Here is a 26,797-nt window from a genome sequence, read left to right as displayed (position 1 = left end):
CTGGCGCGCTCGGTCGCTCGGGGCCGCCAGCTCGGCCTCGACACTGCCGCGATCATCGCGCAGGCACGACAGGACGGTGACGCCAGTGCGTTACTCCGTCGAGTTCACCGTCTACGGGCTCCCAGCCGCGCAGGGGTCGAAACGGTACGTGGGCCACCGCCGCGGCGCCGACGGCCGCGAGCGCGCGGTCTTGATCGAGCAGTCCAAGCGCGTCAAGCCCTGGCGCAAGGCCGTGGCCGACGCCGCGGTCCTCGCCCGGCCTGTCGAGCTCCTCGACGGGCCCCTCGTCGCCGACATGGTGTTCACGTTCGCCCGGCCGAGAAGCCACTTCGGGACCGGCCGGAACGCGGGCGTCCTGAAAGCCTCGGCGCCGCTGGCCCCGGCCGTCGCCCCCGACCTGTCGAAGTTGGCCCGCTCAACCGAGGACGCCTTGACCGACGCCGGTGTCTGGCGTGATGACTCCCGAGTGGTCGCGTACGGCCGCCTGGAGAAGGTCTACGCCGGCGCTGACGATCCCGACGCCCTCGACGAGCCCGGCGCCATTATCCGCGTCCGGTCGCTCCTCGCCGCTCCCCAGCACACACCACATATAGAAGGGCTGTCTCATGACGTGGTTCAAGGTGGATGACTCGTTCTACGACCACCCGAAGGTGTTCGACGCCCCCGACGCCGCCGTGGCCCTGTGGGTTCGCGCGGGCTGCTGGGCGGCGCGCAACCTAACCGATGGCAAAGTGCCAAGCAAACTCCCGGCAAGGCTCTGCGACGACCCAGAAACGGCCGTCTCCGAGCTCCTCTCCAGGGGCCTGTGGGAAGTGTTCGAGGACGGGTACCGGTTCCGTGACTGGACCGACTACCAACCCTCCGCCGAGAGGGTCAAGAAGACCCGTGCGGCCCGTGCCGAGGCCGGGAGCAGGGGCGGAAGGGCGAAAGCGGCCAAGCAAAGCTCTAGCAAATTGCCAGGAGGCGGCCAGGGCTCGGCTAGCGACGCGCGCAAGCAAAAGTCTGCCCCGACCCGACCCGACCCGACCCATACCTCTCCTAACGGAGAGGGGGAGGACAAGCCTCCCTCGACGCGCAAGCGCGCCACACGACTCCCCGAGCCGTTCGACGTCACCGAGGACATGCGGGAGTGGGCCCGCCGGGAGACCCCCGACATCGGCCAATCGGAGCACGAGAAGTTCTGCGACTACTTCCGGGCTGCTCCCGGCCAGAAGGGTGTGAAGCGGGACTGGGTCGCCACCTGGCGGAACTGGATGCGCCGCGCCCAGGAGTCCGCCCCTGCCCGGCCCGGCAACGTCGTCGCCCTCCGCGGCGGCAACCCCCTCGACGAAAAGCACGCGATCTTGGCGCGTGAACGCCAGCGCGCCATCGAAATGGACGCATTGGAGGGCCGAGCATGAGGCGCGTTGACGTGACCGACCTGGTCGCCTACATGACCCAACTACAACCCGCGCAACGGGTCGACGAGTACACCGCTACGGCCTGGTTCGACGTCCTCGGCGACGTCCCGGCCACCCTCGACCAGGCCCGCGAAGCCACGGCGAACGTCGCCAAGCGTGAGCGGTGGATCTTCCCCTCGGCGATCCGCGAGGAGCTGCTGGCGATCCTCCAGTCCGCCAATCCTCCGGCGCCGGCCCCGGCCCGTGCGATCCCTGGCCGCTACGACGTCGACGAGGACCGCGCGGTGCGGGCCCGTCGCGGTGCCCAGCGGGTCCGTGAGGCTCTCGCTGCGGCGAAGCGCCACCCTGCCGCCCAGGCTCGCGAGGAGGAGCTCACCGAGAAGGAGCAACGGCTCCGCGACGCCGTCGCCGCTCACCGCGCCGGGCAACGCACCCGAGCGACCCGGCCGCTCTCCGACGCCGCCCGCGTCGACCCGTCCCGGCTCGTCTCCCAGTTCAAGCAGATCCCCGAGAGGACCGACCGATGACAACCCTCCCTGACGGCTACTACGCCGTGCTCGACCCCGATGGGCCCGACGAGCCCGGCGGCGACGCCTGGACGTTCTGGCGCGCCCGTTACGGCGGCATCCGGCCGTACCCGAAGCACGCCCGCTACGGCCCGCTCCCCCCGCGCCGCCTCACCGACGGGACGTCGCGGCTGCTCGGGATCGGCCCGGACTGCCGTGACCGCATCCCCCACGAGCTGCTGATGGCGTACCTGGCTGAGGTCAAGCGCGCTCAGGCCCTGTCCCGTCCTGTCCACACCGAGCCCGAGAGGCACTGACCATGACCGACCACCCGACACCCGAAGCGATCGCCAACGTCTCCGACGCCCGCGCCATCGTCGCGGCTGCCATGCCTGGGCTGCTGTCCGAGCTGGAGGCCGCCCAGGCGCGGCTCGACGCTGCCGCCAAGTTGCACAAGCCCGAGCGCCGCTACACCAACCCTGAAGGCGAATGCTCCTTCGACGACGAGGAGGAAGCGTCCGACTGGTTCGACCTCCCCATCGATCGGCTCTCGTTCTTCGACGTCTGCGAGCGCTGCGGCGATCTGGAGACGCACGACTCCGACCGTGAATACCGCGACTCCATCTGGCCGTGCAAGACCGCGCGGGCCCTCGGGCTGGGCGAGGAGGCCGACGATGCCTGAACCCACCCCCGCCGAGCCGACTCCCGTGCAGAACGAGGCGTACAACGCGCTCATGGAGGGCCTGGCCGCCTGCGCCACAACGTTGCCCTGCTACGACCACGCCACGGCCACCGCGGACGCCGTCGCCGAGGCCGTCGAGCCGCACTACACGATCGCCGCACTCGAACAGGCCGCAACCTCGCTCGACCAGCTCGCCGAGCTCAACTCCCGCCAGACGCGCGGGACCACTGAGGGCCCCTGGATCGTCGCCGGTATCCAGGCCGCCGCCCTCAACGTCCGCGACCAGATCCGCGCACTCCGCTCCGACCTCGAAGGGACCACCACCCATGCCTGACCAGACACCCGCCGCCGACCGCGCACACCAGCCTGAGACCGCCGTCGACCCCGCGATGGTCGCCAAGGCGAAGGCCGAGGCCGCCGCGCTCCGCGACGAACTCGAGAACGGCTCCGACGGGCTCGCCGGCCTGGCCGCCCGCGAAGCAGGCGACACCCGCGCCGAGGGCACCGACTGGGCCGAGAAGATCCGCGCTTCCTACCGCATCGGCGACGCGCTCACCCTCGTCCGGCTCATCGCCGACGCGCAGACCCACACCCCCGGCTACAGCCGCCCGGCGATCGTCCAGTGCTGCACGATCTCCGACGCCGGGTACCTCGAGGACGCGGTCAAGGCCGTGTGGCGCGGCGTCCCCCGCCTCCTCGACGAGGTCGACCGGCTCCGCGCCAAGCTGGCCGCGCTCACCGCCGACCACCTGGGGCACATCGACCGGGTCACCCGCGCTGCTGTGGCCCGCGCCGACGCCCTGGCCGCCAAGCTCAACGCCGCGAACGCCCGCATCACCGAACTGGAGGCGCTCAAGTGCGCGGCCTGCGGTAGGCGCGTCGCCCACCTGAACTACCTCGGGCACATCATCGGCTGGGGCTGCGCCGATGGCGACAACTGCGAGGACGACCGGCTCGTCCAGGCGAAGGCCGCCGGCTGGGACGAGGGTTACGCACTCGGCGTCGGCGACGAGCGGACCTCCGCTGACAACATCGGGATCGCCGGATTCGGTGCGAAGGTCAACCCGGCCCGGGAGAACCCGTACCGCACAGCGGCCCCGGGAACCCCCCGCCAGACGCCCCAGCGTCCACGCTCCGGCCCTGACACCACCGGCCCCGACACGGGGAGGGGCACGGGCGAGCGAGACTCATACGGACGTTCTGAGGGCCACGACTACCTGTCCACGTCCTGCCTCCACGGCGACATGGTCCTCCCCGACGGACGCACCGGGCACCAGTACTGCCAGAGCGACACCGGAGCAGCCGGGGCGAAGATCCCGTCGCAGTGCAAATTCTGCAGCGCGCCGTGCCGGTGCTGGTGCCACACCGAGCCCGCCGAGCCGACATGGCGGGACCTCATCCGCGCCGCCAAAGACGCCGGACTCGTCCGCCGCTATGAGCGCTTTCCCTTCGACGGTGCCCGCTGGATGTTCTCCAACCGTGGCCGCGCCGGATACGTCCGGGTGGAGCGCGGGAACCCGCAGCCGTTCGCGTGGAGCGTCGAAGTGTTCGGCGGGAAGCACCGCGTCCGGCTCGCCGATCCGTCTCCGGCTGAGGTGCTGGCCGCCGCCGAACTGGTCGGCCTGATCGGAGGCGGCACCGATGTCTGAACGCGCCTACTGGGTCGACGCCACAGTGCGGGTCTCCTACGAAGTCGAAGCCGAATCCCCCGAAGCGGCTGAAGCCGAAGTGCGCTCCTACGGGTCGGCCGAGTTGATGCACCCCGGCGAAGCGCTCCGGCTGGTCTCGATCGACGAAACCAACTGCTACGAGGAGGACCGATGAGCGCTGAGGCACCTGTCCAGCCCGACCTGTTCGGCGAGTACGACGCACAGCAGGAGCGCGACCGGCTCGCAGACCAGCCGGCCACCTGCCCCCGCTGCGGCACCACCGAACCCAACGGCCACCTGCTGGAGCTGAACCACGGTATGGAGCCCGGCGAGGACACCGTCCACGGGGCAGCGCGAGGCGAGCACTCGATCTTCGGCGACTACTGCACGGCGCAGTACCTCACGAGCAACCACATCCATTACGACGCCATCCACGGCACGGACGACGACCTGGCGCGGGCCGTCGCCCGGGGCCGCGCGCTCGGACTCGACACTGACGCGATCGTCGCGCAGGCACGACAGGACAGGGGCGAGCGATGAGCGCTGACACCACCGACCCGCGCAACTGCGTGTTCTGCAAGATCGTTCGCCACGAGGCACCCGCTGAGTACGTCGCTGAGTGGCCTGAAGCGATCGCGTTCAAACCGCTGGCCCCGGTCACGCCGGGGCACGTCCTCGTCGCCCCGGCTATGCACGCCGTCGACTTCGCCCAGAACCTCGTCGTGACCTCGGCGGTCATGGCGCGGGCCGCATCGCTTGCGAACACGCTGCCGCACAACGACTGGAACCTCATCACCAGCAAGGGTGCAGCTGCGACGCAGACGGTCGGCCACCTCCACGTGCATCTGGTGCCGCGCTGCGAGGGCGACGGCCTGGCGCTGCCGTGGACGGGCCAGACCGACCGCGAGGCCGCCCGCCCCGTCCACTACCGGGAGGCGGCCGACTCCCTCGACGGGATCGCCGCCACCCGCAAAGCCACCGCACCCGACGCCGTGGCCTACCACCGCGCCGAGGGATGGGCCGAGGCCGCACGAGCCCTCCGCTCCACCGCGCAAGACCTGGACGAGGACACCACCGCCGCCACCCTCGACCGCGCTCACAACGAAGGAGAGAGATCACGATGACCGAACGCGACTACGAGAACGCCACATGGGTCGAGTCCGAGCTGATGCCCGACGGCTCCTACACCGTCGGCATCCACTACACGCCCGACCAGTCCACCGCACTAGGAGCACCGCTGGCTCGGGCCTACGTCCGTGAGGTGACCAAGGCCGTCGCCTGCGCCGAATACGGAGCCGCTGTCCTGAAGCAGCTCACCACGATCGGCGTCGACGACGCGCACGCCGCCCCCACGGTCGGCGACATCATGGGCGATCGGTGGGCGGGTGTCGAACTCCCCGGCGGCGCCCGCATCGTGCCGATCATCGCCCAGCGAGACCGGGAACCGTACGTCCGCATCGACATCGGCGGCGACCCACTCACCCAGTGGTCGCCCGCTGAAGCGATGGACCACGCGGTGAACGTCCTGCTCGTCGCCGCGACAGTACCGCTCGACACCGATTACCTCAAGTTCCTGCGCGGCCCGCTGAACCTGCCAGAGGACAAAGCCCGAGGGCTGGTCGCCGATCTCGCCGAGCACCGAGAGGGCCCCACCCGATGACCGACGCATTCAAGGAAACCGCCGGGGACCTGAACACGACCCGCGACGTTCAGGGCGACCTGAACCAGCCAGCGGCTGGTGCAGCCCCCATGTCCAGCGCCGAGCAGGCCGCCGCCGAGGCGCTGGACGGCCACCAGATCGAGTACATCGACGAGGAGTTCGGGTTCGCCTGCTCCTGCGACGAGGACGGCGCGCTCGTGGTGCCGCTCCGATCCGACGCCGAGGCCCACCAGGCCCGCGCCGTGGTCGCCGCCGTCCGGCCGGTCATCGAGGCCGAGGCGCTGAAGCTGGTCAGCAAGGACATCGCCAAGCACGCCGAGTGGACCGTCGCTCTCGACGACCCTCGACTTCCGCATGTGTCCGGCCGTATCCGCGGCATCAGGGAGGCAGCGGGGATCGCCCTCCGCGCCGCCGAGCGCCAGGCCGAGGGGAGCGACTGATGCGCGACCGCACGTACATCATCGCCCCGCCGTCGACGCTCTACCCGAGCCGCACAGGCCGGTGGTGGCACCGCCCGCGCTGCCCGATAGCGACCGGCCGTCGATGCACATGCGAGACCACCCAGTAGCCACCCGGGCGGCCCCCTCACCGGGGCCGCCCACAACCGAAGGGAGCAGCGATGACCACATGCCCGTGCGGGGCCCCGGTCACCGAGACCGGCCCGTCACTCGACTACTGCTCGATGACCTGCCAATACCACTACATGGGTCAGGGCCTGGACGCGCTGCCGGTACCGGCCCGCCCCGAGTGGCGGATGGGTCAACACCCGGAGTCGCGGATCGTCCCGCACCCCGACGGCGGGGTCACCATGCCCGCCCAGGAGACCGCCGAACCTCCCCGGTGCGGGGCGTACGCGAGCGAGCACCACCGCAGCACCGCCGACGGCGGATGCCCCCGGCCAGCCGGCCACGAGGGCGCGCACGCGCTCACGCCCCAGATCGCCGTCGACGCACCACCCGAGCAGACCTCGAAGAAGGGGATGCTCGCCCGCCTCCGAGGCGCCATGAAAGGGACCTCATGACCGACGAGCCCACCGCCGAAGAGCTCCTCACCGCGTCCGGCGAGGCGTGGATCGAGCAGATCCGCGCGATGTTCGAGGAGCTGCGGCCCCACCTCGAAGCGTTCGACGCCGCGATGCGCGACGCCTTCGCGGTCACCGAGGAGCCGAAGCCGCCGACGACCGGGCCGCCGAAGCGCTGGCCGAAGAACCCCAAGTTCCACTAGACGAATAGACATGCGACCCCCAGCGCTACATAGCCAGGAATCCAGGAGGACACCGTGACCGAGACCACCTGCCAGCGCGACGGCCGCCCCGTCGCCGACGGCGCATACTGCTGCGCCGCCTGCGTCGACCAGACCGAAACCAACCTGGCCTGGGTCGCCGAGATGGCCTCCGAGCTGGAAACGACCCTCACGAGGCAGGACCGGGTATCGGCAGGGACCGGCGGCAGGGCCTCAGCAGAGACGCCCCTCCCGGTCAACCTGCACGCGAGCGACGTCGGCCACCGGCTCCGCAACACGTTGACCACATGGGTGCGGCGGGTCGTCGACGGCCGCGGATCCACGATCGAGGAGGCATTCCCGGCCCCGAACCCGTCCGCGGGCCCGATCTGCCGACGCGCTTCCGAGACCTGGTGTGCTCACTCCTCCTGCAGGGCGATCGTCCTCGCCCCACACCGACAGATCCCCCTCGCCGACATCGCCAGATACCTCCAGGCCCGGCTCGGGTGGATCGCACACCGCGACTGGGGCCCCAGGGCATTCGACGAAATCTCGCGAGTAGCGGTGGACCTCGGGCGGGCCGTCGACTCCCCGCCCCCCATGATCAGCCTCGGGCAGTGCGACACCGACGGATGCTCAGGGCACATCAGGGCACACCAGGAGGCCAGTTTCGCGCGCTGCCCCGAATGCCGCGAGTCCTACGACGTCGCCCGCCGGAAAGATGCGCTCATGGCCCGCGCCGACCACCTCACCTTCACCGCGATATCGATCGCCCGCATCCTCACCGCCGCCACCGGGCAAGAACTCAAGGTCCAGAACGTCTACAACTGGGTCCACCGCCAGAAACTCCGGGCACGCGGCAAAGATGCGAATGGCCGCCCCGTCTACCCGCTCGGTGTCGCTCGCTCGCTACACCAACAGGCCATAATGAACGAGGTCAAACAGGCAGCGGCGCGAGACGCGCCAGCAGGGAGCGAGGCAGCATGACATCAAACCTGGTCAACGGCATGAGCCACGGCGAAGGCAGCTCCGATTACGGCGACCTCTTCTGGAAGATCGGTCTCCCGGACGGCCGTCAGGCCTCCGTTCACGCCGACTCGCTCGAAGTTGACGACTCCGGCGCGCTCCACTCCATATCCCACAGCCGCAACCCAGAGCACCAAGAGAAGTTCCCCGGCCTGATCCTCGCCGCTGGGCAGTGGGAGTACGCCTACGCCGCCAGCGCAATCGACGGCTCTGCGGTCGCAGTGGACTACGTCGACGAGGATCGGGCAGAGTCTTGACAATGGCAAGATAATGTGAAAGGGTGTCAATCGTAGGGTCGAGCGCAATGCGCCTCGGCCCCGCGTCATTTCGGGGGATCGAAGACCGCCGGGACGCCATAGGCCCGGCGGTCACCCGAACAGAGGATGTCCACATGGCATCACGCTAGTACCCTGTCACGATGGGTAAAAAGCTCGAGAAACTCCTCTCCCAAGCGCAACCACACCTCCAGCCCGGCGAACAGAGCCTCGGCGCCGTCCTCGGCCTCGCCGAATCCAAGCTGTTCCACCAGTCCGTCCCCCGCATGGGCGCGCTCATCGCCACCAACGGCCGCATCGTCCTGTACGTCAAGAAGCTCGGCGGCCACGAGATGGCCTCCATCAACTACACCTCCGTGACCTCCGTCGAGACCGGCAAGACCGTCGGCGGCCACAACTTCACCGTCCACTCCTCGGAGAACGACATCCACATCCGCGGCATCGTCGACGGCGACCCCAACGCGCTCGCCGCCCTCATCCGCCAGCGCACCCAAGGCGGCCAACCTCAAGCGACCGCAGCGCCGACCGCCTCGGCCGCCGACGAGCTCACCAAACTCGCCGCACTCCTCAACCAGGGCCTCATCACCCGCGAACAGTACGACCAGCAGGCCGCCCGACTCCTCCAGTAGCCACACGGGGAGGTGCACATGCCTCCCCGCATCCCCGACGACAAGCGCGCCGAGATCCTCAAGGACATCGAGTCCGGCAAGCTCTCCCGCAACGCCATCGCCCGCAAGCACCACGTCGGGCCCGCGACCGTCTCCCGCATCGCCGACGAGGCCCGGTTGGACCAGCCGTTCGACCGGACCGAAACGAAAAACGCCACCGAAGCCCGCCAGGCCGACAACCGCGCCCGCCGCGCCGAGCTCTCCTCGCGCATGTTGAAGAAAGCCGGGCAGCTTCTCGACCAGATGGACCGGCCGCACCTCGCGCACAGCTTCGGCGGCAAAGAGAACTCCTACAACGAGCACCTCCTCGACAAGCCCCCGACCGGCGACCTGCGGAACCTCATGATCACCGCAGCGACCGCGATCGATAAGCACGTCGTCCTCGAGAAGGTCGACGCCGACACCGGCGCCGAAACGGTCGGCTCGCTCCTCGACAGCCTCCTCGACGACCTGATCGACAGGCATGGCGACAGCCCCGAGACTGGGTGAGCTCCAAGAGCGGTCCATCGCCCACGCGAACGCGCGCATCAACATCTGGGAAGGCGCGGTCAGAAGCGGCAAGACGATCGCGTCGCTGCTGCGCTGGCTGATCTTCGTCCGCCAAGCCCCCCGCGGCGGCGCCCTCATCGTCTGCGGCAAGACCCTCGACACCGTGTACCGGAACGTGTTCGGGCCCCTCATGGACCCGGCCATCACCGGCACGGCCGCCCGACTGATCAAGTACACCCGCGGCGCCTCCTCGGCCACGATCCTCGGCCGCCACATCGAGATCATCACCGCCAACGACGCCCGATCAGAAGGCCGCCTCCGAGGCCTCACCGCCGCGGGCGCCTACGTCGACGAACTCACGCTCCTCCCCGAGGAGTTCTTCGCCCAGCTCCTCGCCCGCCTCTCGGTCCCCGGCGCGAAACTGTTCGCCACGACCAACCCCGACGGGCCCATGCACTGGGCCCGCAAGAAATACCTCCTCCGCGCCGGCGAGCTCGACCTCCGTTCCTGGAAGTTCCGCCTCGACGACAACCCCGCCCTCGACCCGGCCTATGTCGCCAACCTCAAAGCCGAATACACCGGGCTCTGGTACCGGCGGTTCATCCTCGGCGACTGGTGCCTGGCCGAAGGCGCCGTGTACGACATGTTCGACGAGGACCGCCACGTCGTCACCGACATCCCACCCATCGAGCGGTGGATCGCCGCCGGCATCGACTGGGGCATGAACAACCCCACCCACGCCGTGAGAATCGGCCTCGCACAGGGGCGCCTGTACGTCACCGACGAATGGCGGCACGACGCCAAGCTCGCGCTCGGACAGATGACCGTCGCCCAATACGCCGACAGCATCATCGAATGGCTCGGCCCCGACAAACCGAAGTGGGTTGTCGTCGACCCCTCGGCACTCCCGCTGCGAAACGAGTTCCTCGACCGCCGCGTGCCCACCGCCGCCGGCGACAACGAAGTCCTCAACGGCATCCAGTCGGTAGCGAAGCTCCTCGCACTCGACGCGCTGAGAATCCGCAAGACCTGCAAGGGCCTCCTCGACGAGTTCCCCGGCTACTCGTGGGACTCCGACGCGGCCGAGAAGGGCGAGGACAAGCCCATCAAAGCCGACGACCACGGCCTCGACGCCCTCCGCTACGGCCTCCACACCACAGAGGCGCTCTGGCGCAACCTCATCAGGAAGGGAGCCAGAGACCATGCCGATGCCTACTGAGGGCCCCTGGCCGCCCAAGCCCTACCGGGACGCGTACGCCTCCTACCGCGACTGGGACGCGCTCTACGCCGGCGACCCGGACCGGCTCCGCGAGGTCTACTCCAACCGCGGCACCTCCACTACGGGACCGCCGAGCGTCCGCAACCACCCCGGCCAGTACCGCGGCGGCATCGTCGGGAGACTCTCCCGCTGGCTGTGGGGCAACCCCGTCAAACCCGGCGAGCGGGACACCCGCCTCCACATGCCGTTGCCCGCCGACCTCGCCTCGACGGCCGCGAAGCTCTTGTTCTCCGAGCCCCCGACGTTCACCTCCGAGAGCGAAGGCGCCCAGGACCGCATCGCGAAGCTCGAAGAGCAGGGCCTGCACTCGTTCCTCCACGGCGCCGCCGAAGCCGCCAGCGCGTTCGGGGACGTCTACCTCCGCCCCGTCATCGACCGCGACGTGGCACCCGACGGCGCTATCCCCACGATCGTCCAGGCCGACGGCGCGCTCCCCCTCATCCGCTGGGGCCGCCTGGTGGAGGTGACGTTCTGGTCCGAGGTCGACCGCAACGGCAACGACGTCCGCCGCCTGTTCGAGCACCACGAGCGCGGACGGATCACCTACGAGCTGCGGGACGGCACACCGGACCGCAACGGCTCCGTCGTCCCCCTGGCCGAGCTGCCCGAGGGCATGCTCCCCGACGTCGACGCCGACGGCGGCCAGGACACCGGCCTCGACGGGCTCGACGTCGTCCGCGTCCCCAACGACGGCCCCCAACGGCAGTGGAGAACCGACCCGACACTCAAGTACTTCGGACGAAGCGACTTCTCCGGCGCGGAGCAGTGGTTCGACGCCATCGACGAAGCCTGGACCTCATGGATGCGCGACCTCCGATTGGGCAAAGGCCGCGTGATCGTCCCCGACGTCATGCTCTCCGACCTCGGGGCCGGGAACGGCGCCGCGTGGGACGCCGAGCAGGAGATCTACTCGACCGTCAACGCGCTCCCCGACCAGATGGGCACCAGCCCGCTCACCGCCACACAGTTCGCGATCCGCTTCGAGGAGCACCGCGCGACCATCGACGCGCTCCAAGAGCTCATCCTCCGCCACGCCGGGCTCTCCTCGGCAACCGTCGGCGACCCACCCGAGGGCGCCCAGATGACCGCCACCGAGACCCGCTCCAGAGAACGCATGTCGTTCCTGACCGGCGACCGCAGGATCGGGATCTGGCGGCCCCGCCTGGCCGGCTACATGGAGATCCACACCGCCGTCGAACGCGCCGCGGGCCTCCCCGGCGCTGTGGATCCGTTCCGGCCCGATGTCGAGTTCGCCGACTCCATTTCCGAGGACCCCAAGATCCTCGCCGAAACGGCGTCGCTCCTCCGCGCCGCCGAAGCCGCCTCGACCCGGACCCTCGTCTCCCTCGTCCACCCCGACTGGGAGAAAGAGGACATCGACAACGAGGCCGACGCGATCACCTCCGAGCGCGACGCCCAGCGCGTCCCGGACGTCGAGTCCTTCGGCATCCCCTCCGGGGAGCCCGAGGAGTAGGCGATGGCCCACGAGGACCTCGCCGCCGAACTCGCCCGCACCATCGCAGCACTCGTCGCCGACGCCGAACACCGACTCCTCACCGCACTGTCCCGTCAAGTCCGCCAGGACATCATCGAGCAGCACACGAACCTCGCAGCCGCGTACGCGCTCATCCGCCAGCGCACGGACACCGTCCTCGCACGGCTCGCGTCGGACACGACCGGCGAGGCCGCCAGGGCGCTCCTGACCGCGTGGGCGACCGGCGCGAACGACGCCGTCGACGAGCTCGACCGTCTCGGCTCCGACCGCAGACGCGACTGGCTCGCCCGAAGGTCGACCATCGTCCGCGCCATCAACCGCCTACTCGGGATCACCAGACGCAGAGAGATGCGCCTGGCCGAGGAACTCACCGACCTCCGGGCCGCACTCCCGGGCATCGACGCGGTCATGGCCATGGCCGGGGAGCTGACACAGCGCATGTCCTCCACGCACCTGCACGTCCTGCGCTGGCAGAACGACGCCTACCGCCAGGCGGTCACCAACCCGACCGTGAGCGTCCTCGCCGGCACCCAGACCCGCCTACAGGCCGCCCAGGTCATGTGGGACGACCTCACCGCACAGGGCATCACGGGATTCACCGACCGATCGGGGCGGAACTGGGAACTGGCCTCGTACACGGAGATGTCGACCCGCACCGCGGCAGCGCATGCCCTCATCGAGGGCCACCTCGACCAGCTCCGCAGGGCCGGTCATGACCTGGTCATGGTCTCCGACTCGCCCGAGGAGTGCACCCGTTGCCGACCCTGGGAGGGCGAGATCCTCGCCATCGCCGGGCCCGCGGGCCCCAGGCGGGTCGAGCACGGCATCGAGGACGGCCAGATGGTCACCGTCGACGTGCGGGCCACCCTCGGTCAGGCCATGCTCGCCGGCCTCCACCACCCGAACTGCATCCACCGCGAGGTGCTCTACATCCCCGGCCTCACCCGCAGGCCGCAGAACACCGCGAATCCGCAGGGCTACGAGGATCGCCAGCGCCTCCGCGCGATCGAGCGGGAGATCCGCAAGGCCAAGCGCAGCGAGGCCGCCGCGCTCACCGAGGGCGCGCGCAGGGCCCGGGCCAGGCAGGTCCGCGCCTGGCAGCAACGCGCCCGTGAGCTCGTCGCTTCGACCGACCAGCCCCGCTCCCCCGAGCGCGAGCAGATCACCGGCGCCCGATAGACCTCCGCCGCCAAGGAGCGGCGGTGAACCGAGACGCTCCAAGGAGGGCACCTCACCATGCCGAAATGGCTGAAACGACAGATGAGCCTGGGCCTGGCCCCGGTCATCCCGGCCGGGATCGGGCTCCGGTCCGACGACGGCCACCCCTCGGGCGGCGCGCCCGCAGGGAACGACGACGGTTCCGGCGACGGAGGCGACGACGGCCAGAACAACGACGGAGGCGACGGCGACTCGGGCAAGGGCCCGAAGTTCGACGGCGACTTCGACAAGGACCGCGCCGAGCGCGCGCTCGCCGCGTCCCGTGAGGCCGAGAACAAGGCCAAGGCCGCGCTCAAGGCCGAGAAGGACCGCGTCGCGAAGATCCTCGCGGCCGCCGGGCTCACCCCGGACGGCAAGGAGGACCCGGCCGAGCAGCTCAAGGCCGCGGCCGCCGAGCGCGACGCCGCCGCTGAGAAGGCCCGCACGACCTCGGTCGAGCTGGCCGTCTACCGCACCGCCGGCGACAACGGCGGCGACCCCGGGAAGCTGCTCGACTCCCGCGCCTTCACCGACTCCATCAAGGAACTCGATCCGAACGCCGCCGACTTCGCCGACAAGGTCGGCAAGGCCATCAAGGCCGCGGTCGAGTCCCACCCGCACCTCGCCGCGGGCGACACCCAGGGCGGCCAAGGGCCGAACCGTCAGGGCGTCGACCACTCCGGCACGGGCGGGCCCAAGAAAGAGCGCCCCAAGAGCCTCGCCGAGGCCCTCAAGCGGGCGCGCAACCAGTAGAACCACTAGCAGGACAGGAGTACAGCCATGCCTGTAACTCTCGCCCAGGCCCAGTTGAACACCCAGGACGACGTCACCTTCGCGGTGATCGACAACCTGCGGCGGTACTCCTGGCTCCTGGACCAGATCGCTTTCGACGACACCGTCAACCCGACCGGCGGCGACACGCTCGTCTACGGCTACACCCGACTCAAGACCCCGCGCACCGCCGCGTTCCGCAAGTACAACGAGGAGTACACGCCGGCGCAGGCCGAAACCGAGCGCGTCACCGTGGAGCTCAAGCCCCTCGGCGGAAGCTTCGGCATCGACCGCGTCCTCGCCCGCCTCGGGCAGGCCGCCACCAACCAGGAAGCGATCCAGCTCCAGCAGCTGCTGACCGCGATCCGCGGCCGCTTCCAAGAGGAGCTGATCAACGGTGACACCGCCGTCGACGCGGACGGCTTCGACGGCCTCGACACCATCCTGACCGGCACTGAAACCGAACTGACCGCGTCGGGCGGCATGACCGACCTGACCCCGACCGCCATCACCTCGGAGAACGCCGCGATGGACGCGCTCGACGAGCTCGACGAGTGGCTCTCCACCCTCGTGCCCTCCACCGTCGGCGGCGGCGACCTCGGCGAGCCCGGCGCGCTCCCGCTCGGCCAGAAGGCGATCCTCGGCAACACGCGCTCGATCATGCGCATGAAGGCCGTCATCCGCCGCGCCGGTCTCTTCACCGAAGGCAAGGACGACGTCGGCCGCAACGTCATGCGCTACGGCGACTGGGCCCTGGTCGACATCGGCGACTACACCGACGGCTCGGGCCCGATCATCCCCATCACGACCGGCTCAACCGACCTGTACGCGGTCACCTTCGGCATGGACGCCCTCCACGGCGCCTCCGTCGCCGGAACCGAGCTCGTCCAGACGTGGATGCCGGACTACACCACCGCCGGCGCCGTCAAGGACGGCGAAGCGGAGATGGGGCCGTGCGCGCTGGTCGTCGAGAACACCAAGGCCTGCGGCGTGATCCGCGGCGTGGGCGTCTAGGAGGACTGAGCAATGGCAGAGATCCAGGTCGGTATCGACCAGTACCAGGTGGGCGGCTTCGCGCACGACGCCGCCCAGAACGTGACCACGACCGCGGCCGAGCTGGTCGACGTCGTCGAGAACCTCCCGGCGAGGCTCAACCCCGACGACACCGATATCGCCACCGCCACCCAGGCGTTCTGGGACGGCGTCGGCGCGCTCGCGACCGCCAACGGCTACACGCCCGCATAGGAGGCACACGATGACGAAGTACACCGTCACCACCCCCGTCAAGGGGTTCTCGGGTGCGCGCGCGGGCGTGATGTTCCACCGCGGCGTCGGCGAGGTCGACGACAGCGACCAGTCCGGCGCCAAGTCCCTCGCCTACTTCAAGCGCAAGGGCTACGGCATCGAGCCCGTCGGCGAGGCCGACTCCGGCGACTTCCACCGCGGGCCGGTGGACGAGCAGGGCGGCGAGGATCTCCCTCGCCCGACACAGTCCTCGTCCAAAGCCGACTGGGCCGTGTGGGTCGGCACCGTCTACGCCGACGAGGTCGACCCCGAGCAGGCCGCGGACATGACCAAGGCGCAGCTGATGGCCTACGTGCGCGAGCGCGAAGGCGGCAGCGAAGACGAGGGCCCGGCGCCCGAGCCGCCCGAGGGCGACGAGGAGTAGCCGTGGCGCCGGTCTACGCGACCCCGCAGGAGTACGCCGACTGGCTCCACCCCGAATCCGCGCCGGGCGCAGAGGATCCGCCCGCAGGCGCTGAACGCGCGCTGCGGGCGGCCTCGGCCCGGGTGAGGAAACTGACGCGGACGGCCTGCTACGAAACCGACGAGAACGGCCTCCCGACCGATTCGGACGTGCTGGCCGCGTTCCGGGACGCCACGTGCGCGCAAGCCGACTACTCCAAGGCCATCAAGGACCAGTACTCGCGGGGCACCGCCGGCCAGTGGGGGTCGCTCAAGCTCGGGTCGGCGTCGATGACGCGCGGCCAGTCCCCGGGTGGAGTCACCGAGAAACCGTCCCCGTATTCGTGGGAGGCCTACGAGATCCTCCAAGAGGCCGGGGTCGTCCCGGCCGGTCCGCTGAGGATCGGCTGATGGCGCTCGAGGAGGAGTGGCTCCAGCACACCGTGACCGTGGAGCCGCGCGAGGGCGCCGGCGCCAACGGGCCGGTCTACGGGGCCCCGCAAGAGCTCGTGGGGTTCCTCGAGGAGTCCCGCAAGCTCGTGCGCGACACGGAGGGCAATCAAGTCGTCTCGGAGTCGACGTTCTACACCGACCCCGGCCCGACCATCCCGCCGCGATCGCGCGCGACCCTCCCCAGCGGTGATGTGACGTTCGTGATCAAGGCCGCGAACCGTGACGGCGGCGACCTCGACGAGCTCCCCGAGCACATCGAACTCGTCCTCGAATAGGAGGCGCGAGATGCCGGTGAAATACACCTGGAACGGCGACAAGGTCAAACGCAAGATGCGCGAGGGCCGCGACCGGGGCCTGGAGATGGGCGCCGAGCACCTCCTGGCCGAGTCGAACATCCTCGTGCCGCACCGCGAAGGCATCCTCCAGGACACCGGGAAAGTCACAGTCGACAAGCCCCGCGGCAAGGCCGCTGTCTCCTACAACACCGTGTACGCGCCGCGACAGCACGAGGAACTCACCTGGAAGCACAAGCCGGGAAAATCCGCGAAGTTCCTCGAGATCCCCTTCCACCGCGACGCTGACGTGATTCGCGCGATCATCGCCGCCCAGATCCGCCGGAGGCTCCGGTGAGCTGGACGACCGACCTGCGCACCGGATGCGCCGAAACCCTCCACGCCGCAGGAGCCGGAACCTGGCGCGACGACGGCACCGCCTACCTCCCCGGCGAGACCGCGATCGTCCGCGGACGCCTCCAGGAGACACCGGACCGGCAGATCGCCCTCAACGTGTACGGGCCCATCACCGACAACTCGGCCTCGGACGTCACCTACGGCATTCAGGCGCTCGTCAGAGGCGACGCCGAAGACCCCGACTCGGTCGACACGGTCGCCGACGCCGTGTTCGACGCCCTCGACGGCCTCGAACACATCACCTGGGGCTCAGTCGAGATCTCACAGGTGATCGGCCGCCCCGGGACCGACCTCGGGCCCGATTCCTCCGACCGCTACGAGCGGACCCTCAATTTCCACGTTCAGGCGCAGCGAACGTCTGCGCTGCGCACCGAATAGGAGCACATCATCATGGCCGAATCGACCGCCTTGCAGCGCAAATGGCGCTGGCAGATCAATATGGGCACCGCCGCGGCCCCCGACTTCCAGACCGTCGTCGGCCTGCAAGAGTTCACGCCGACGGTGTCGCCGACCGACCAGGAGGACAACGACTACGAGTCCGACGGCTGGGGCGGCTCGACCCGCACGATGCGCGTGTGGGGCATCGAGGCGAATATCTCCCACCGCAAGGACTCCTCGACGCATGTCGAGAACGCCGTCCAGAAGGCGCTGCGGCTGGCGTCCATGGCGATCGGCACCGATGAGGGTGTCGTACACCAGCGCTGGTTCGACAGGAACGGTTCCGAGGAGGCCTACGAGGGCTACGGGCTGATCACGTGGGAGCCCGACGGGGGCGGCACCGCCGACCTCGAGCGGGTCTCGCTGACCGTCACCCCGTCGGCGACCAGCCCGGCGCTGGAGACGATCACCAACCCGGTCAACGAGACGCCAGAGCCGATCGTGACCGGCCTTGACCCGGCCACGGGCCTTGAGGCGGGCGGCGAGCTGATCACCATCTCCGGCGCGCACTTCACCGGCGCGACCGACGTGGACTTCGGCGCCAACCCGGCCGACTCCTACACCGTGGTCAACGCGACCACGATCGTCGCCACCGCACCCGCCGGCACCGGCACCGTCGACGTCCTGGTGACCACACCGAACGGCGTCTCGACCAACACCGCCGCCGACGACTACGTCTACACCGCCTAGGAGCCGCTGTGACTGCTGAACAGCACGTGTGGGAGACCGACGACGGCGACCTCGTGGTTGTCCTCGATCTGCCCGGTGGGCCGAGGGAGTACGTCGTGGCCGACGTGCCCGCCAGTACCGGCAGGTGGGTCAACCGCCTGACGGATAAGGGCCGGGAGGCCAAGCGCCGCCTGGACGCCGGGGAGGACCCCGAGGACGTCGCCGCCGACCTGCACCTGTCCGACGAAGCCGAACGGTCCCTCTACGAGGAGCTGCTCGGGTCGACGTACGACGAGCTGGAGGCCGACGACGTCCCGCACCGCAAAGCGATGCTGGTCGGCCAGATCGCCTACGCGTGGGTCGTCTCCGGCCTGGAGGGCGCCCGGAGGGTGTGGGAGGCCGGCGGCACCCCAAAACCGAACCGCCAGGAGCGCAGGGCGCAGAGCCGCGCGTCTGGCTCCAAGACCAAGGCAAGTGGGGCGTCGGCGAATACGACCCGCAAAGCGGCCTCTACGAAGGCTACGAGGACCCGGAAACCACGCTCGGCGACCTAGTCCGCCGCCACTGGGACCTCATCGACGCCGACCTGCACTCCGAATACGGCATCGACACCGAGTCGGGGATCCTCGACCAGCGCACCTGGCGATGGCTCAAACGCCGCATCCTCGGCCTGCTCACCTGCGAATCCCGGATCCAGCGGAAACTCGCACCCCCCGAGAAGCCACCGAAAATCCCGCACGTCCCGCGCAGGTGAGGGGGTTACATGGCCCTCGACCTGGGTGAGCTGAACGCGATCATCGACGCCGACGACCGCGGCTTCAACCGCACCGTCGACCGTGTCGACAAGCGCCTCGGCGGCCTCGGCCGGCGCATGACGTCGCTGACCGGGATCCTGTCGGTGATCGGCAAGACCACGGCGCTGGCGACGATCGCGACTGGCGCGGCCGGGGCGGTCGCCTCCATCGGGCCCCTGATCGCTGCCGTCGGCACCCTCGCTTCCGCGATGGGGGGACTGGCCGCGGCCACACCCGCGTTCCTCGCAGGAGGAGCAGCAGCCGCAGGCACGCTTGCAATCGGTTTCTCCGGATTGGGTGATGCCCTGGCGGGGGACGAGGAGGCCCTCGCCGCCCTCGCCCCGGCCGCCCGTGAGGTGGTCTCTACCTTGCAGGGTCTCGCCCCGGCGTGGGAGCAGGTCACCCGGAACGTCCAGTCGGAGCTGTGGGCCGGTGTCGCCTCGCAGCTCGACTCCCTGGCCTCGAAGGTCCTGCCGCGGCTGGACACGGGCCTGACCGGTATCGCCGGGAGCTTCAACACCCTCGGCCGCGAAGCGCTCGAAGCCGCGGGCTCCGAGGAGGCCATGGCCGGCCTCGAATCGGTCCTGGACGACACCGCCGATGCTGTCGACGCGTTCGCCGGCGGGATCGAGGAGTGGATCACCGGCCTCGGGATGCTCCTCGAATCCACCTCGCCGCTGCTGGTCGACGCCGGTGAAGCCGCCGCGAGACTCGGTGAGCGGTTCCGCGACTGGATCGCCGACGCCCAAGCGACAGGCCGGATCAACGACCTGCTCGACACCATGAAGGACACCCTGTCAACCCTGTGGTCGCTCATCGGGAACGTCGGGTCGATCCTCTCCAGTGTGTTCGGGGCCGCCAACACCGCAGGCGGCGGGCTCCTGGAGACTCTCGAGCAGGTCACGGGCCGGTTCGCCGACTGGCTGCAGACCGCCGAAGGCACCGAGGCCGTAAACGCGTTCTTCGAGGCGCTCGCCGAGGTCGCCGCCGCCGCGACCCCGGTCGTCCTCGCCATCGCCGACGCGTTCGCGACCGAGCTGGCCCCGCAGATCGCCGACATCGCCACCAACATCGGCCCCAGCCTGGAGACCGTCATCGGCCGCCTGGGTGACGCGATCGGCAACCTCGACGTCGCGAGCCTGGCCGAGACGTTCGGGCGATTCCTGGAGGCCGTGAGCCTGCTGCTGGTGCCTCTCTCCGAGGTCCTGAACGTCCTGATCGCCCTGTCGCCGGTGCTCCTGCCGATCGCCTCGGCCATCACGATCCTGGTCGGCGCGTTCAAGGCCTACCAGGCCATCGTCGTCATCGCCACGGTCGTCCAATGGGCCTGGAACGCGGCGCTTTTCGCGAACCCCATCACCTGGATCATTTTGGCGATCGTCGCCCTGATCGCGATCATCATCCTCCTGGTCATGCACTGGGAAGAGGTCGTCGAATTCCTCGAATTCGTTTGGGCGAAAATCAAAATGGACGCCGAGACCATCTGGAATGCCATTGCCGATTTCTTTGTCGGCATCTGGGAGGACATCACCAGCTATATCGGCAGGCAGGTCGACAAGGTCGAGGCCATCCTCGACTGGTTCGGCACCCTGCCAGGGAAATTCGCTGAGTGGATCGGCGGCGTCAAGGACTCGGCGATCGACCGGTTCAACGCTCTCGTCGACTGGGTCGAGGGCATCCCGGGCATGATCACCGGCGCCCTCGGCGACCTCGGATCGCTCCTCTGGGACGCCGGGAAGGACCTGCTGCAAGGGTTCATCGACGGCATCGAATCAATGTGGCAGACCGTCCAAAATAAACTCTCGGATCTGACGTCGATGCTCCCCGACTGGAAAGGCCCCGAGTCGGTCGACAGGCGCATCCTCGCCCCCTCCGGCGAGATGGTCATCGGCGGGTTCGTCGACGGCATCGAGGACGCCATCCCCAGTGTCCAGCGGGCCCTGTCCGACCTCACCGGCGATATCGGCCTCCAGGTCGACCAGGGCGCCGCCCCGCAGGGCAACACGACCGTCGTCAACGTGCCCGACACGGTCCCCGCCGAGTTCACGGCCACCGCCACCATCGACCTCGGCGAGGGCATCGAGCGGGCCGTCGACATCAAGCTCCAGCGCAGCAACCGCGACACGCGCCGCCGCGTCCTGTCGGGAACGGGAGCGAATCAGTGACCATCAGCCTGTCCTACAACTCGGACCTGTCCCGCGTCCAGGTCGAGATCACCGGCCTGGTCGAGGACACCGTCCTCGTCGAGCGCAGCACGAATGAGCTGTATTGGCGAACCGTACGCGGAGCCGAGGCGCTCGCGGTCGCCTCCGGCACCGCGTCGGTCGACGACTACGAGTTCACGGCCGACGTCGCCAACTTCTACAGGGTCACCGAGGCCGGTTCGGTCGTGTTCACAGGGTCGATCACTCCCGACCTCGCCGGCCGCGTCTGGCTCAAGTCCATCCGGCACCCGTTTCTCAACCGGGCGGTCAACGTCGGCTGGGTCGACGGCGACTCGAGCGCCGCCGGCGGCAGCGTCTACGAGGTGCAGGGCCGCTCGGTGCCGGTAGCGGTCACCGACGTCAGCAAGTCGAGCGCGTTCACGCTCACGCTGCGCACCGCCACGCTCGAGGAGGCCCGCGACCTCGATCTCATCATCCGATCCGGCGACGTCTTCTTCGTCCACGTTCCGGCCGGCTCGCAGATCCCCGGCGGCCACGTCCGCATCGATGACCGGGCCATGCGCCGCCTCGGGCCCGTCTCTACCCGCAGGCGCTGGCCGCTGCCGTGCCGTGTCGTCGCCGCCCCCGGCCCTGGAGTGGTCGGCGGAACGATGACGTACGGCGCGCTCCTGAACCTCTACGGCGGCTACGACAACGTCCTGGCCGCCAACCCGACGTATGCCGACCTGCTCGACCTCATGGCGAGCCCCGAGGATCTGGTGGTGCTGTAGATGGCCTCGACCCCGAACCAAGGGTTCCCCTATCCGGTCGGCAGCGACATCCCCGACGTCCCCGCCGACATTCAGGCGCTCGCCGAATCGCTCGACACCAAGATCACTGCCGACGACGCCACGATCGCGTCCCTGGACGCGCGTCTGACCGCCCTGGAGAACGGGACCGGCGGTATCGGGTGGATCCCGATCGCGACCGGCTCCAACTCCGGGGCGAGCTTCAGCATCGACCTCACCGCGGGCGGCCTGTTCCCTGACCCGCCCCTGTTCAATCTGATCCGGCTGCACATGCGCTACGACCTGGACGCCTCGGACGGGCAGGTGCGGATGCAGATCAACGGGGATTCCGACGCCGTCTACAGGTCCGGCATGGTCGTCCTGGACGCCGAGGGCAACATCGACACCTCCGTCGTGGACCACGAGTCGGCCGGGTCGTCATGGGTCATCGGCCACGGCTCCACGGTCTCCACCGGCAACCTCATCTGCACCATTTTCCATACCGCCGCCAACCCGGGGCTGCTGAATTTCCAGTCGACGTCCACGCGCGAGTCGGATACCGCCTCGGTGCAGCGGTTCGCCCCGGCCTGGGGCGACCTGACCTCGACTAAAACGCTCTCGAGCTTGACGCTGCTGGTCGGCGGCGCCGCCACGTCGTACTCGTCGGCCTGGTGGTGGGTCGAGGGGCTGCGGATGGAGCATCCCTCGTGACGACGCTGGCGATGCTGGCGTGCGCCACCGGCCCGACCGAGGCCAGGTTCGCGGTCCGTGTCGACACGGGCCCGGTGCGGATCGCGTACTCGACGACCGAGCCGACCGACGGTGTCCCGATGGCCTCCCCGTCGTACTCGACGAGCGAGGCGGTCGACGCCACCGGCGCGGCCAAGGTGACCATCACCGGGCTGGATCCGCTGACGCGGTACTGGTGGCGGGTCGAGGACAACGGCACCGTCGACGACTCCCGAACCGCGACGTTCCTCATGCCACCGGCGCCGGGGTCGCACGCCTCCTACACGGTCACCGCCTCCGGCGACGCCGGCCTCACCCCCGAGGTCCCAGGGGCGACAGGGACCGAGCTGCTGCCGGACCGGATCAGTAACCACGAGATCCACGCCTACATCGCCTCACGGATGATCACCGAGGACTGGCTCGCCCACCTCGGGCTCGGCGACATCACCTACTACGACTACGGCCGCCCCGGGTTCGCCGGGTCGACCGAGGCCGACTACGAGCGCGGATACGACGACCTGCACTTGCAGCCCAACCAGGTCGAGCTGTTCGAGGCGGGCTCCTTCATCCACCAGGAGGACGACCACGGGGCCGGCCCGAACGACTGGGATGAGACGTTCACCGACAAAGTGAACTTCGCGGCGGTCTTCCGGCGGAGGGAGCCGCACCACGACCTGCCCGATACCGGTGCGACGTACCGGACGTGGACGTGGGGGCGCGCCCAGTGGATCGTGTGGGACGTCCGCTACTACCGGTCGCCCTCGAGCGATCCCGACGGGCCGTCGAAAACGATGCTGGGCAGCGCCCAGAAGACCTGGTTCGAAGGACTCCTCGACACTTCGACCGCTGAGATTCTGGTGATCGTCTCCCCGGTGCAGTGGATGTCCGGCGGGGACGACTCGTGGCCCGGGTACGCGACCGAGCGCGACGAGATCGCCGCCATGATCGACGCCTACGGGTGGACCGGCCGGATCATCATGATCTCCGCCGACGCGCACTACCTCGCCATCGACACCGGCGGCAACAATAGCTGGGGCGGGTGGCCCTGCGCAGTCTTCGCGAGCCGCGATGCGACGCCGACGATCGGCACCGAGGGCTCCTACGACATCCTCTCGCCCCGTGGCGGCCGAGGCCAGTACGGCACGATCACGGTGACCGACCTCGGGTCGATGATCACCGTCAAGTTGACCGCGTGGCAGAACGGCACCGAGGTCGGCTCCTACACGAAAGCGTTCGACGCCACTCCCTCGGCGACGGCCGCGGACGTCACCGATCTGGTGTCCGGCTCGCACCGCGCGATGGTCGAGGCGAGGGTGGTCACCGAGTACCAGACCGGCGACGACCCCGACGGCGAGGAGATCCCGGTCCTGACGGGCGATGTCGCGTTCGACGCGACCGCGGACGTCTGGGCGAACGCACAACTGGAGACGGCAGGGGTCGATGAGGAGGACCTCACCTCGAGGTTCCCGCGGTTCCCCGACGACCTGCTGGCCCCGTACGGGAATGAGATCTACCTGCGCCGCGGCATCGACACCGGCGCGTCGGTGCTGTGGACACCCCTCGGCTATTTCAGGATCGACGACACCGAGCAGATCGACTCCTCAGAAGGCCGTATCCGGCTCACCGCGCCCGACCGGATGCAAGGACTCATCGACGCCCGGCTCATCACGCCCCGCCAGTACCGGTCGTTCCAGACGATCGCCGCCGTCGTCTACGACCTGGTCCTCGACGTCTACCCCGACGCCGTGGTGGCGTGGGACGACGACACCGAGCAGCTCCCTATTGGCCGTGATCTGGTCATCGAACAGGACCGGTACGCGGCATTGAAGGACATCGCGACCAGCCGCGGCAAAGTGATGTACTTCGACTCGCTCGGTGTGCTGCGGTTCGAGGACGCGCCGGACCCCGATCAGATCGTGTGGGACATCAAAGCAGGACGTGACGGTGTCCTGGTCACCTCCACCCGGAGGGTCTCGAGCCAGGGCGTGCACAACGGCGTCGTAGCCAGAGGCCAGGGGGTCACCGACAGTCCCGCGCTCGGCATCGTCGTCGACACCGGCCCGAACTCTCCCACCCGGTGGGGCGGGCGGTTCGGCAAGCGCCCCAGGTTCTACGAGAGCCCGCTGTTGACCGACAACGCGCAGGCCAGGAAAGCGGCCGAGTCGATCCTCCGCAGGGTCCTCGGGATGCCGTACAGCGTCGACTTCGGGGTCATCCCCAACCCCGCTTTGAGGCCGCGGCAGGCGGTCAGGATCGCCCAGCGCGACGGTAACCGGGAGAAGCACCTCGTGCAGACCCTCACTGTCCCGCTCACCGCCGACCAGGCCATGACCGGCACGACGAAAGAGCAGACGCTGCTGCAGGTCGGATCGTTCCGGCCGACTGAGGCGACCGCGCAGGGAGGAGACTGATCGTGTCCGACGATCTCGCGCCGTTCATGGTCCCGGACGACTCACCCGGGGTCCGCTACGGCCAAGGCAAGATCATTTCCTGGAACGCTGAGACGTTCGCCAACGTGATCGAATGGAACGGCCAGAAGCTCCAGGACCTGGACGTCCTCGCCGGCGTCGACGCGCTCTCATGGGCGCCAGGGATGTTCGTCTCGCTTAAAGGAGTCGACGCGAGCGGCTCCAGGGGTGTCACCCAGTGGGTGATCGAGGGCCGCATCATCCGCCCCGGTAGCGGCAGCGCCGAAGAGATCATCTCGTTCATGCGCGGGAGCCTCGCCAGGCAGATATCGGCCGAGATCCTCGGCGACCGTTTCGACGCCGACTACATGCCGGAGAACGCCACCCGGACCCTGACAACCTACGGCGACCCCGACGGCATCGACCCCGGGCCGGTCGTCGCCGACATGGAGATCTCCGAGGCCGGCCTGGCCGTGGTGTGGCTGTCGGCGATGGGCGGGGCACAGATCTCGGGCTCAGGCGATTTCCAGCAGGGCGGCTGGATGAGCGTGGAAGTCTCCGGCGCTACGTCAAGGCCCGCCGACGACGACCGCGCCAGCTTCATCGACGTGTTCGGCGGGTCGACCTCCGGAGGCTTCGGCATCAACTCGACCCCTGGCAGGGCGGTCGTCATCGAGGGCCTCAACGAGGGCGCGCACACCTTCACGGCCAAGTACAGGGCTGAGGACGGCACCGACGGCTGCTTTTTCTATCGCCGCGGCATGGTCGTCCTCGGCCTCTAACCCCAGCTCACCACCGGCCCGGCTCCGCCGTGCCCGAGAGGAGATCATCATGCAGATCATTTCGCGCTCCGGTTGGGGCGCACGGCGTCCGAACAGCGACATCCGTACCACGTGGTCGCGCCGCACCGGTTTCGTCGTCCACCACTCCGGTGCGTCGGCCGGCCAGTCCGTCCGCGAGATCCAGAACTACCACATGGACTCGAACGGATGGCGCGACATCGGGTACAACTTCCTGGTCGACTCGGACGGCAAGATCTACGAGGGGCGCGGCTGGACCGGCATCGGCGCGCACGTGGCCGGCCACAACACCGCCACAATCGGGGTCTGCGTGATCGGCGACTACCGGTCGACGATGCCGACGCAGGAGGCCCGGGACGCGGTCGCCCGGCTCTACCGCGAGGCCAACCGCCGCAAGGGGTCGACGCTCTCCGTCTTCGGCCACAGGGATTTGGGATCGACTGCGTGCCCGGGCGGGACGCTGTACGGGTGGGTTCGCTCCGAGCTGGCCGGCTACAAGCCCCCCGCCGCGCCGAAGCGGCCGACGACCGGAACGCCGGCGCCAGGACCGAAGTACGACTTCCCGCTCCCCTCGTCCCGCTACTACTTCGGGCCGAAGTCCGGCCCGAACACGAGCGTGTCCGGCTACTACCCGCGCGCATTCAAGGGCCGCAGCGACAACGAGTGGCTCAAGGTCTGGGTCCGGCAGCTGCAGAAGCGCGGCTGGAACGCCCGCAAGGGCGGGACGTACCTCACCCGCTACGGCAACGACGGGCTCTACGGGCCCGAGTACCGCGCCCTCGTCCGCGCCTTCCAGGCCGATCAGGGCCTGGCCGTCGACGGCCTGCTCGGGCCTCGCACCTGGGCCGCGGCGTTCGAGAACCCGGTTACGTAGGGAGACG

General features: G+C 69.3%; 37 protein-coding genes. All 37 read left to right on the top strand.

The genetic code is table 11. The features are described 5' to 3' along the window. Positions 1-85: 85 nt before the first annotated feature. The 37 genes from ACYVL2_RS06355 to ACYVL2_RS06175 all read left to right on the top strand — a co-directional run bounded on the left by ACYVL2_RS06355 (position 86) and on the right by ACYVL2_RS06175 (position 26,790). The gene (locus tag ACYVL2_RS06355; RefSeq protein ID WP_460541361.1) at positions 86-628 is read left to right on the top strand and encodes a RusA family crossover junction endodeoxyribonuclease; all 543 of its coding nucleotides are present in this window, start codon (positions 86-88) and stop codon (positions 626-628) included. Beyond that, positions 606-1,400 carry a hypothetical protein gene (locus ACYVL2_RS06350; protein ID WP_460541359.1) on the top strand — a complete coding sequence of 265 codons (795 nt, stop codon included), beginning with the start codon at positions 606-608 and terminating at the stop codon, positions 1,398-1,400. Before ACYVL2_RS06355 ends, ACYVL2_RS06350 begins: the two co-directional genes overlap by 23 nt. Continuing rightward, positions 1,397-1,927 carry a hypothetical protein gene (locus tag ACYVL2_RS06345; protein WP_460541357.1) on the top strand — a complete coding sequence of 177 codons (531 nt, stop codon included), beginning with the start codon at positions 1,397-1,399 and terminating at the stop codon, positions 1,925-1,927. Before ACYVL2_RS06350 ends, ACYVL2_RS06345 begins: the two co-directional genes overlap by 4 nt. After that, positions 1,924-2,223: a hypothetical protein gene (locus ACYVL2_RS06340; RefSeq protein ID WP_460541355.1), complete on the top strand. Its 300-nt coding sequence runs from the start codon at positions 1,924-1,926 to the stop codon at positions 2,221-2,223. Before ACYVL2_RS06345 ends, ACYVL2_RS06340 begins: the two co-directional genes overlap by 4 nt. 2 nt (positions 2,224-2,225) lie before the next feature. Further along, positions 2,226-2,588 carry a hypothetical protein gene (locus ACYVL2_RS06335; RefSeq protein WP_460541353.1) on the top strand — a complete coding sequence of 121 codons (363 nt, stop codon included), beginning with the start codon at positions 2,226-2,228 and terminating at the stop codon, positions 2,586-2,588. Beyond that, complete coding sequence (locus ACYVL2_RS06330; RefSeq protein WP_460541351.1) at positions 2,581-2,922, top strand: hypothetical protein; 342 nt, start codon at positions 2,581-2,583, stop codon at positions 2,920-2,922. Before ACYVL2_RS06335 ends, ACYVL2_RS06330 begins: the two co-directional genes overlap by 8 nt. After that, the gene (locus ACYVL2_RS06325) at positions 2,915-4,237 is read left to right on the top strand and encodes a hypothetical protein (protein WP_460541349.1); all 1,323 of its coding nucleotides are present in this window, start codon (positions 2,915-2,917) and stop codon (positions 4,235-4,237) included. The genes ACYVL2_RS06330 and ACYVL2_RS06325 overlap by 8 nt, the downstream gene beginning before the upstream one ends. Continuing rightward, on the top strand, positions 4,230-4,412 hold the full coding sequence (locus tag ACYVL2_RS06320; protein ID WP_460541347.1) for a hypothetical protein: 183 nt from the start codon (positions 4,230-4,232) through the stop codon (positions 4,410-4,412). The genes ACYVL2_RS06325 and ACYVL2_RS06320 overlap by 8 nt, the downstream gene beginning before the upstream one ends. Then, complete coding sequence (locus tag ACYVL2_RS06315) at positions 4,409-4,777, top strand: hypothetical protein (RefSeq protein ID WP_460541345.1); 369 nt, start codon at positions 4,409-4,411, stop codon at positions 4,775-4,777. Before ACYVL2_RS06320 ends, ACYVL2_RS06315 begins: the two co-directional genes overlap by 4 nt. After that, entirely contained in the window at positions 4,774-5,361 is a 588-nt protein-coding gene (locus tag ACYVL2_RS06310) for an HIT family protein (protein WP_460541344.1), read from the top strand. The genes ACYVL2_RS06315 and ACYVL2_RS06310 overlap by 4 nt, the downstream gene beginning before the upstream one ends. After that, entirely contained in the window at positions 5,358-5,897 is a 540-nt protein-coding gene (locus tag ACYVL2_RS06305; protein ID WP_460541342.1) for a hypothetical protein, read from the top strand. The genes ACYVL2_RS06310 and ACYVL2_RS06305 overlap by 4 nt, the downstream gene beginning before the upstream one ends. After that, positions 5,894-6,337 (top strand): hypothetical protein, encoded by a 444-nt coding sequence (locus ACYVL2_RS06300; protein ID WP_460541340.1) that lies wholly within the window; start codon positions 5,894-5,896, stop codon positions 6,335-6,337. The genes ACYVL2_RS06305 and ACYVL2_RS06300 overlap by 4 nt, the downstream gene beginning before the upstream one ends. Before the next feature lie 179 nt (positions 6,338-6,516). After that, a complete protein-coding gene (locus ACYVL2_RS06295; protein WP_460541338.1) occupies positions 6,517-6,918 on the top strand; it encodes a hypothetical protein in 402 nt (133 codons plus the stop codon). Beyond that, positions 6,915-7,121 (top strand): hypothetical protein, encoded by a 207-nt coding sequence (locus ACYVL2_RS06290; RefSeq protein ID WP_460541336.1) that lies wholly within the window; start codon positions 6,915-6,917, stop codon positions 7,119-7,121. Before ACYVL2_RS06295 ends, ACYVL2_RS06290 begins: the two co-directional genes overlap by 4 nt. Before the next feature lie 54 nt (positions 7,122-7,175). Beyond that, on the top strand, positions 7,176-8,105 hold the full coding sequence (locus ACYVL2_RS06285; RefSeq protein WP_460541334.1) for a hypothetical protein: 930 nt from the start codon (positions 7,176-7,178) through the stop codon (positions 8,103-8,105). Then, complete coding sequence (locus ACYVL2_RS06280) at positions 8,102-8,401, top strand: hypothetical protein (RefSeq protein ID WP_460541332.1); 300 nt, start codon at positions 8,102-8,104, stop codon at positions 8,399-8,401. Before ACYVL2_RS06285 ends, ACYVL2_RS06280 begins: the two co-directional genes overlap by 4 nt. Positions 8,402-8,562: 161 nt before the next feature. Then, positions 8,563-9,048 (top strand): PH domain-containing protein, encoded by a 486-nt coding sequence (locus ACYVL2_RS06275; RefSeq protein ID WP_460541330.1) that lies wholly within the window; start codon positions 8,563-8,565, stop codon positions 9,046-9,048. A gap of 18 nt (positions 9,049-9,066) precedes the next feature. After that, positions 9,067-9,576, top strand: coding sequence for a hypothetical protein (locus tag ACYVL2_RS06270; protein ID WP_460541328.1), 510 nt, complete (start codon positions 9,067-9,069; stop codon positions 9,574-9,576). Then, positions 9,551-10,795: a PBSX family phage terminase large subunit gene (locus ACYVL2_RS06265; RefSeq protein ID WP_460541326.1), complete on the top strand. Its 1,245-nt coding sequence runs from the start codon at positions 9,551-9,553 to the stop codon at positions 10,793-10,795. The genes ACYVL2_RS06270 and ACYVL2_RS06265 overlap by 26 nt, the downstream gene beginning before the upstream one ends. After that, a complete protein-coding gene (locus ACYVL2_RS06260) occupies positions 10,779-12,329 on the top strand; it encodes a phage portal protein (protein ID WP_460541324.1) in 1,551 nt (516 codons plus the stop codon). Before ACYVL2_RS06265 ends, ACYVL2_RS06260 begins: the two co-directional genes overlap by 17 nt. Before the next feature lie 3 nt (positions 12,330-12,332). Next, positions 12,333-13,529, top strand: a complete 1,197-nt coding sequence (locus ACYVL2_RS06255) for a structural protein (RefSeq protein ID WP_460541322.1) — start codon at positions 12,333-12,335, stop codon at positions 13,527-13,529. A 57-nt stretch (positions 13,530-13,586) separates the two neighbouring features. After that, complete coding sequence (locus ACYVL2_RS06250) at positions 13,587-14,300, top strand: hypothetical protein (RefSeq protein ID WP_460541320.1); 714 nt, start codon at positions 13,587-13,589, stop codon at positions 14,298-14,300. A gap of 27 nt (positions 14,301-14,327) precedes the next feature. Continuing rightward, complete coding sequence (locus tag ACYVL2_RS06245) at positions 14,328-15,332, top strand: major capsid protein (RefSeq protein WP_460541317.1); 1,005 nt, start codon at positions 14,328-14,330, stop codon at positions 15,330-15,332. Positions 15,333-15,344: 12 nt separating this feature from the next. Continuing rightward, positions 15,345-15,563, top strand: coding sequence for a hypothetical protein (locus ACYVL2_RS06240; protein WP_460541315.1), 219 nt, complete (start codon positions 15,345-15,347; stop codon positions 15,561-15,563). 10 nt (positions 15,564-15,573) lie between these two features. Beyond that, positions 15,574-15,987 carry a hypothetical protein gene (locus ACYVL2_RS06235; RefSeq protein ID WP_460541313.1) on the top strand — a complete coding sequence of 138 codons (414 nt, stop codon included), beginning with the start codon at positions 15,574-15,576 and terminating at the stop codon, positions 15,985-15,987. Between the two features lie 2 nt (positions 15,988-15,989). Continuing rightward, entirely contained in the window at positions 15,990-16,415 is a 426-nt protein-coding gene (locus ACYVL2_RS06230) for a head-tail connector protein (protein WP_460541309.1), read from the top strand. After that, positions 16,415-16,732, top strand: coding sequence for a hypothetical protein (locus tag ACYVL2_RS06225; protein WP_460541307.1), 318 nt, complete (start codon positions 16,415-16,417; stop codon positions 16,730-16,732). Before ACYVL2_RS06230 ends, ACYVL2_RS06225 begins: the two co-directional genes overlap by 1 nt. Positions 16,733-16,742: 10 nt before the next feature. Then, positions 16,743-17,087 carry a minor capsid protein gene (locus tag ACYVL2_RS06220; RefSeq protein WP_460541305.1) on the top strand — a complete coding sequence of 115 codons (345 nt, stop codon included), beginning with the start codon at positions 16,743-16,745 and terminating at the stop codon, positions 17,085-17,087. Then, positions 17,084-17,524 carry a minor capsid protein gene (locus tag ACYVL2_RS06215; protein ID WP_460541303.1) on the top strand — a complete coding sequence of 147 codons (441 nt, stop codon included), beginning with the start codon at positions 17,084-17,086 and terminating at the stop codon, positions 17,522-17,524. The genes ACYVL2_RS06220 and ACYVL2_RS06215 overlap by 4 nt, the downstream gene beginning before the upstream one ends. 12 nt (positions 17,525-17,536) lie before the next feature. Continuing rightward, on the top strand, positions 17,537-18,274 hold the full coding sequence (locus ACYVL2_RS06210) for an IPT/TIG domain-containing protein (RefSeq protein ID WP_460541301.1): 738 nt from the start codon (positions 17,537-17,539) through the stop codon (positions 18,272-18,274). Between the two features lie 8 nt (positions 18,275-18,282). After that, positions 18,283-18,807, top strand: a complete 525-nt coding sequence (locus ACYVL2_RS06205; RefSeq protein ID WP_460541299.1) for a DUF7426 family protein — start codon at positions 18,283-18,285, stop codon at positions 18,805-18,807. Between the two features lie 209 nt (positions 18,808-19,016). Beyond that, complete coding sequence (locus tag ACYVL2_RS06200) at positions 19,017-21,212, top strand: phage tail protein (RefSeq protein WP_460541297.1); 2,196 nt, start codon at positions 19,017-19,019, stop codon at positions 21,210-21,212. After that, positions 21,209-21,982 carry a hypothetical protein gene (locus ACYVL2_RS06195; RefSeq protein WP_460541295.1) on the top strand — a complete coding sequence of 258 codons (774 nt, stop codon included), beginning with the start codon at positions 21,209-21,211 and terminating at the stop codon, positions 21,980-21,982. The genes ACYVL2_RS06200 and ACYVL2_RS06195 overlap by 4 nt, the downstream gene beginning before the upstream one ends. After that, positions 21,983-22,690, top strand: coding sequence for a hypothetical protein (locus ACYVL2_RS06190; protein ID WP_460541293.1), 708 nt, complete (start codon positions 21,983-21,985; stop codon positions 22,688-22,690). Next, on the top strand, positions 22,687-25,119 hold the full coding sequence (locus tag ACYVL2_RS06185) for a DUF5047 domain-containing protein (RefSeq protein ID WP_460541291.1): 2,433 nt from the start codon (positions 22,687-22,689) through the stop codon (positions 25,117-25,119). Before ACYVL2_RS06190 ends, ACYVL2_RS06185 begins: the two co-directional genes overlap by 4 nt. Before the next feature lie 2 nt (positions 25,120-25,121). After that, positions 25,122-25,898: a hypothetical protein gene (locus ACYVL2_RS06180; protein WP_460541289.1), complete on the top strand. Its 777-nt coding sequence runs from the start codon at positions 25,122-25,124 to the stop codon at positions 25,896-25,898. 49 nt (positions 25,899-25,947) lie between these two features. Next, positions 25,948-26,790: a peptidoglycan recognition protein family protein gene (locus tag ACYVL2_RS06175; protein ID WP_460541287.1), complete on the top strand. Its 843-nt coding sequence runs from the start codon at positions 25,948-25,950 to the stop codon at positions 26,788-26,790. Positions 26,791-26,797 lie beyond the last annotated feature (7 nt).

It is taken from the genome of Glycomyces halotolerans, from assembly GCF_054779575.1.
This window is presented reverse-complemented; position numbering and strand designations above follow the sequence as displayed.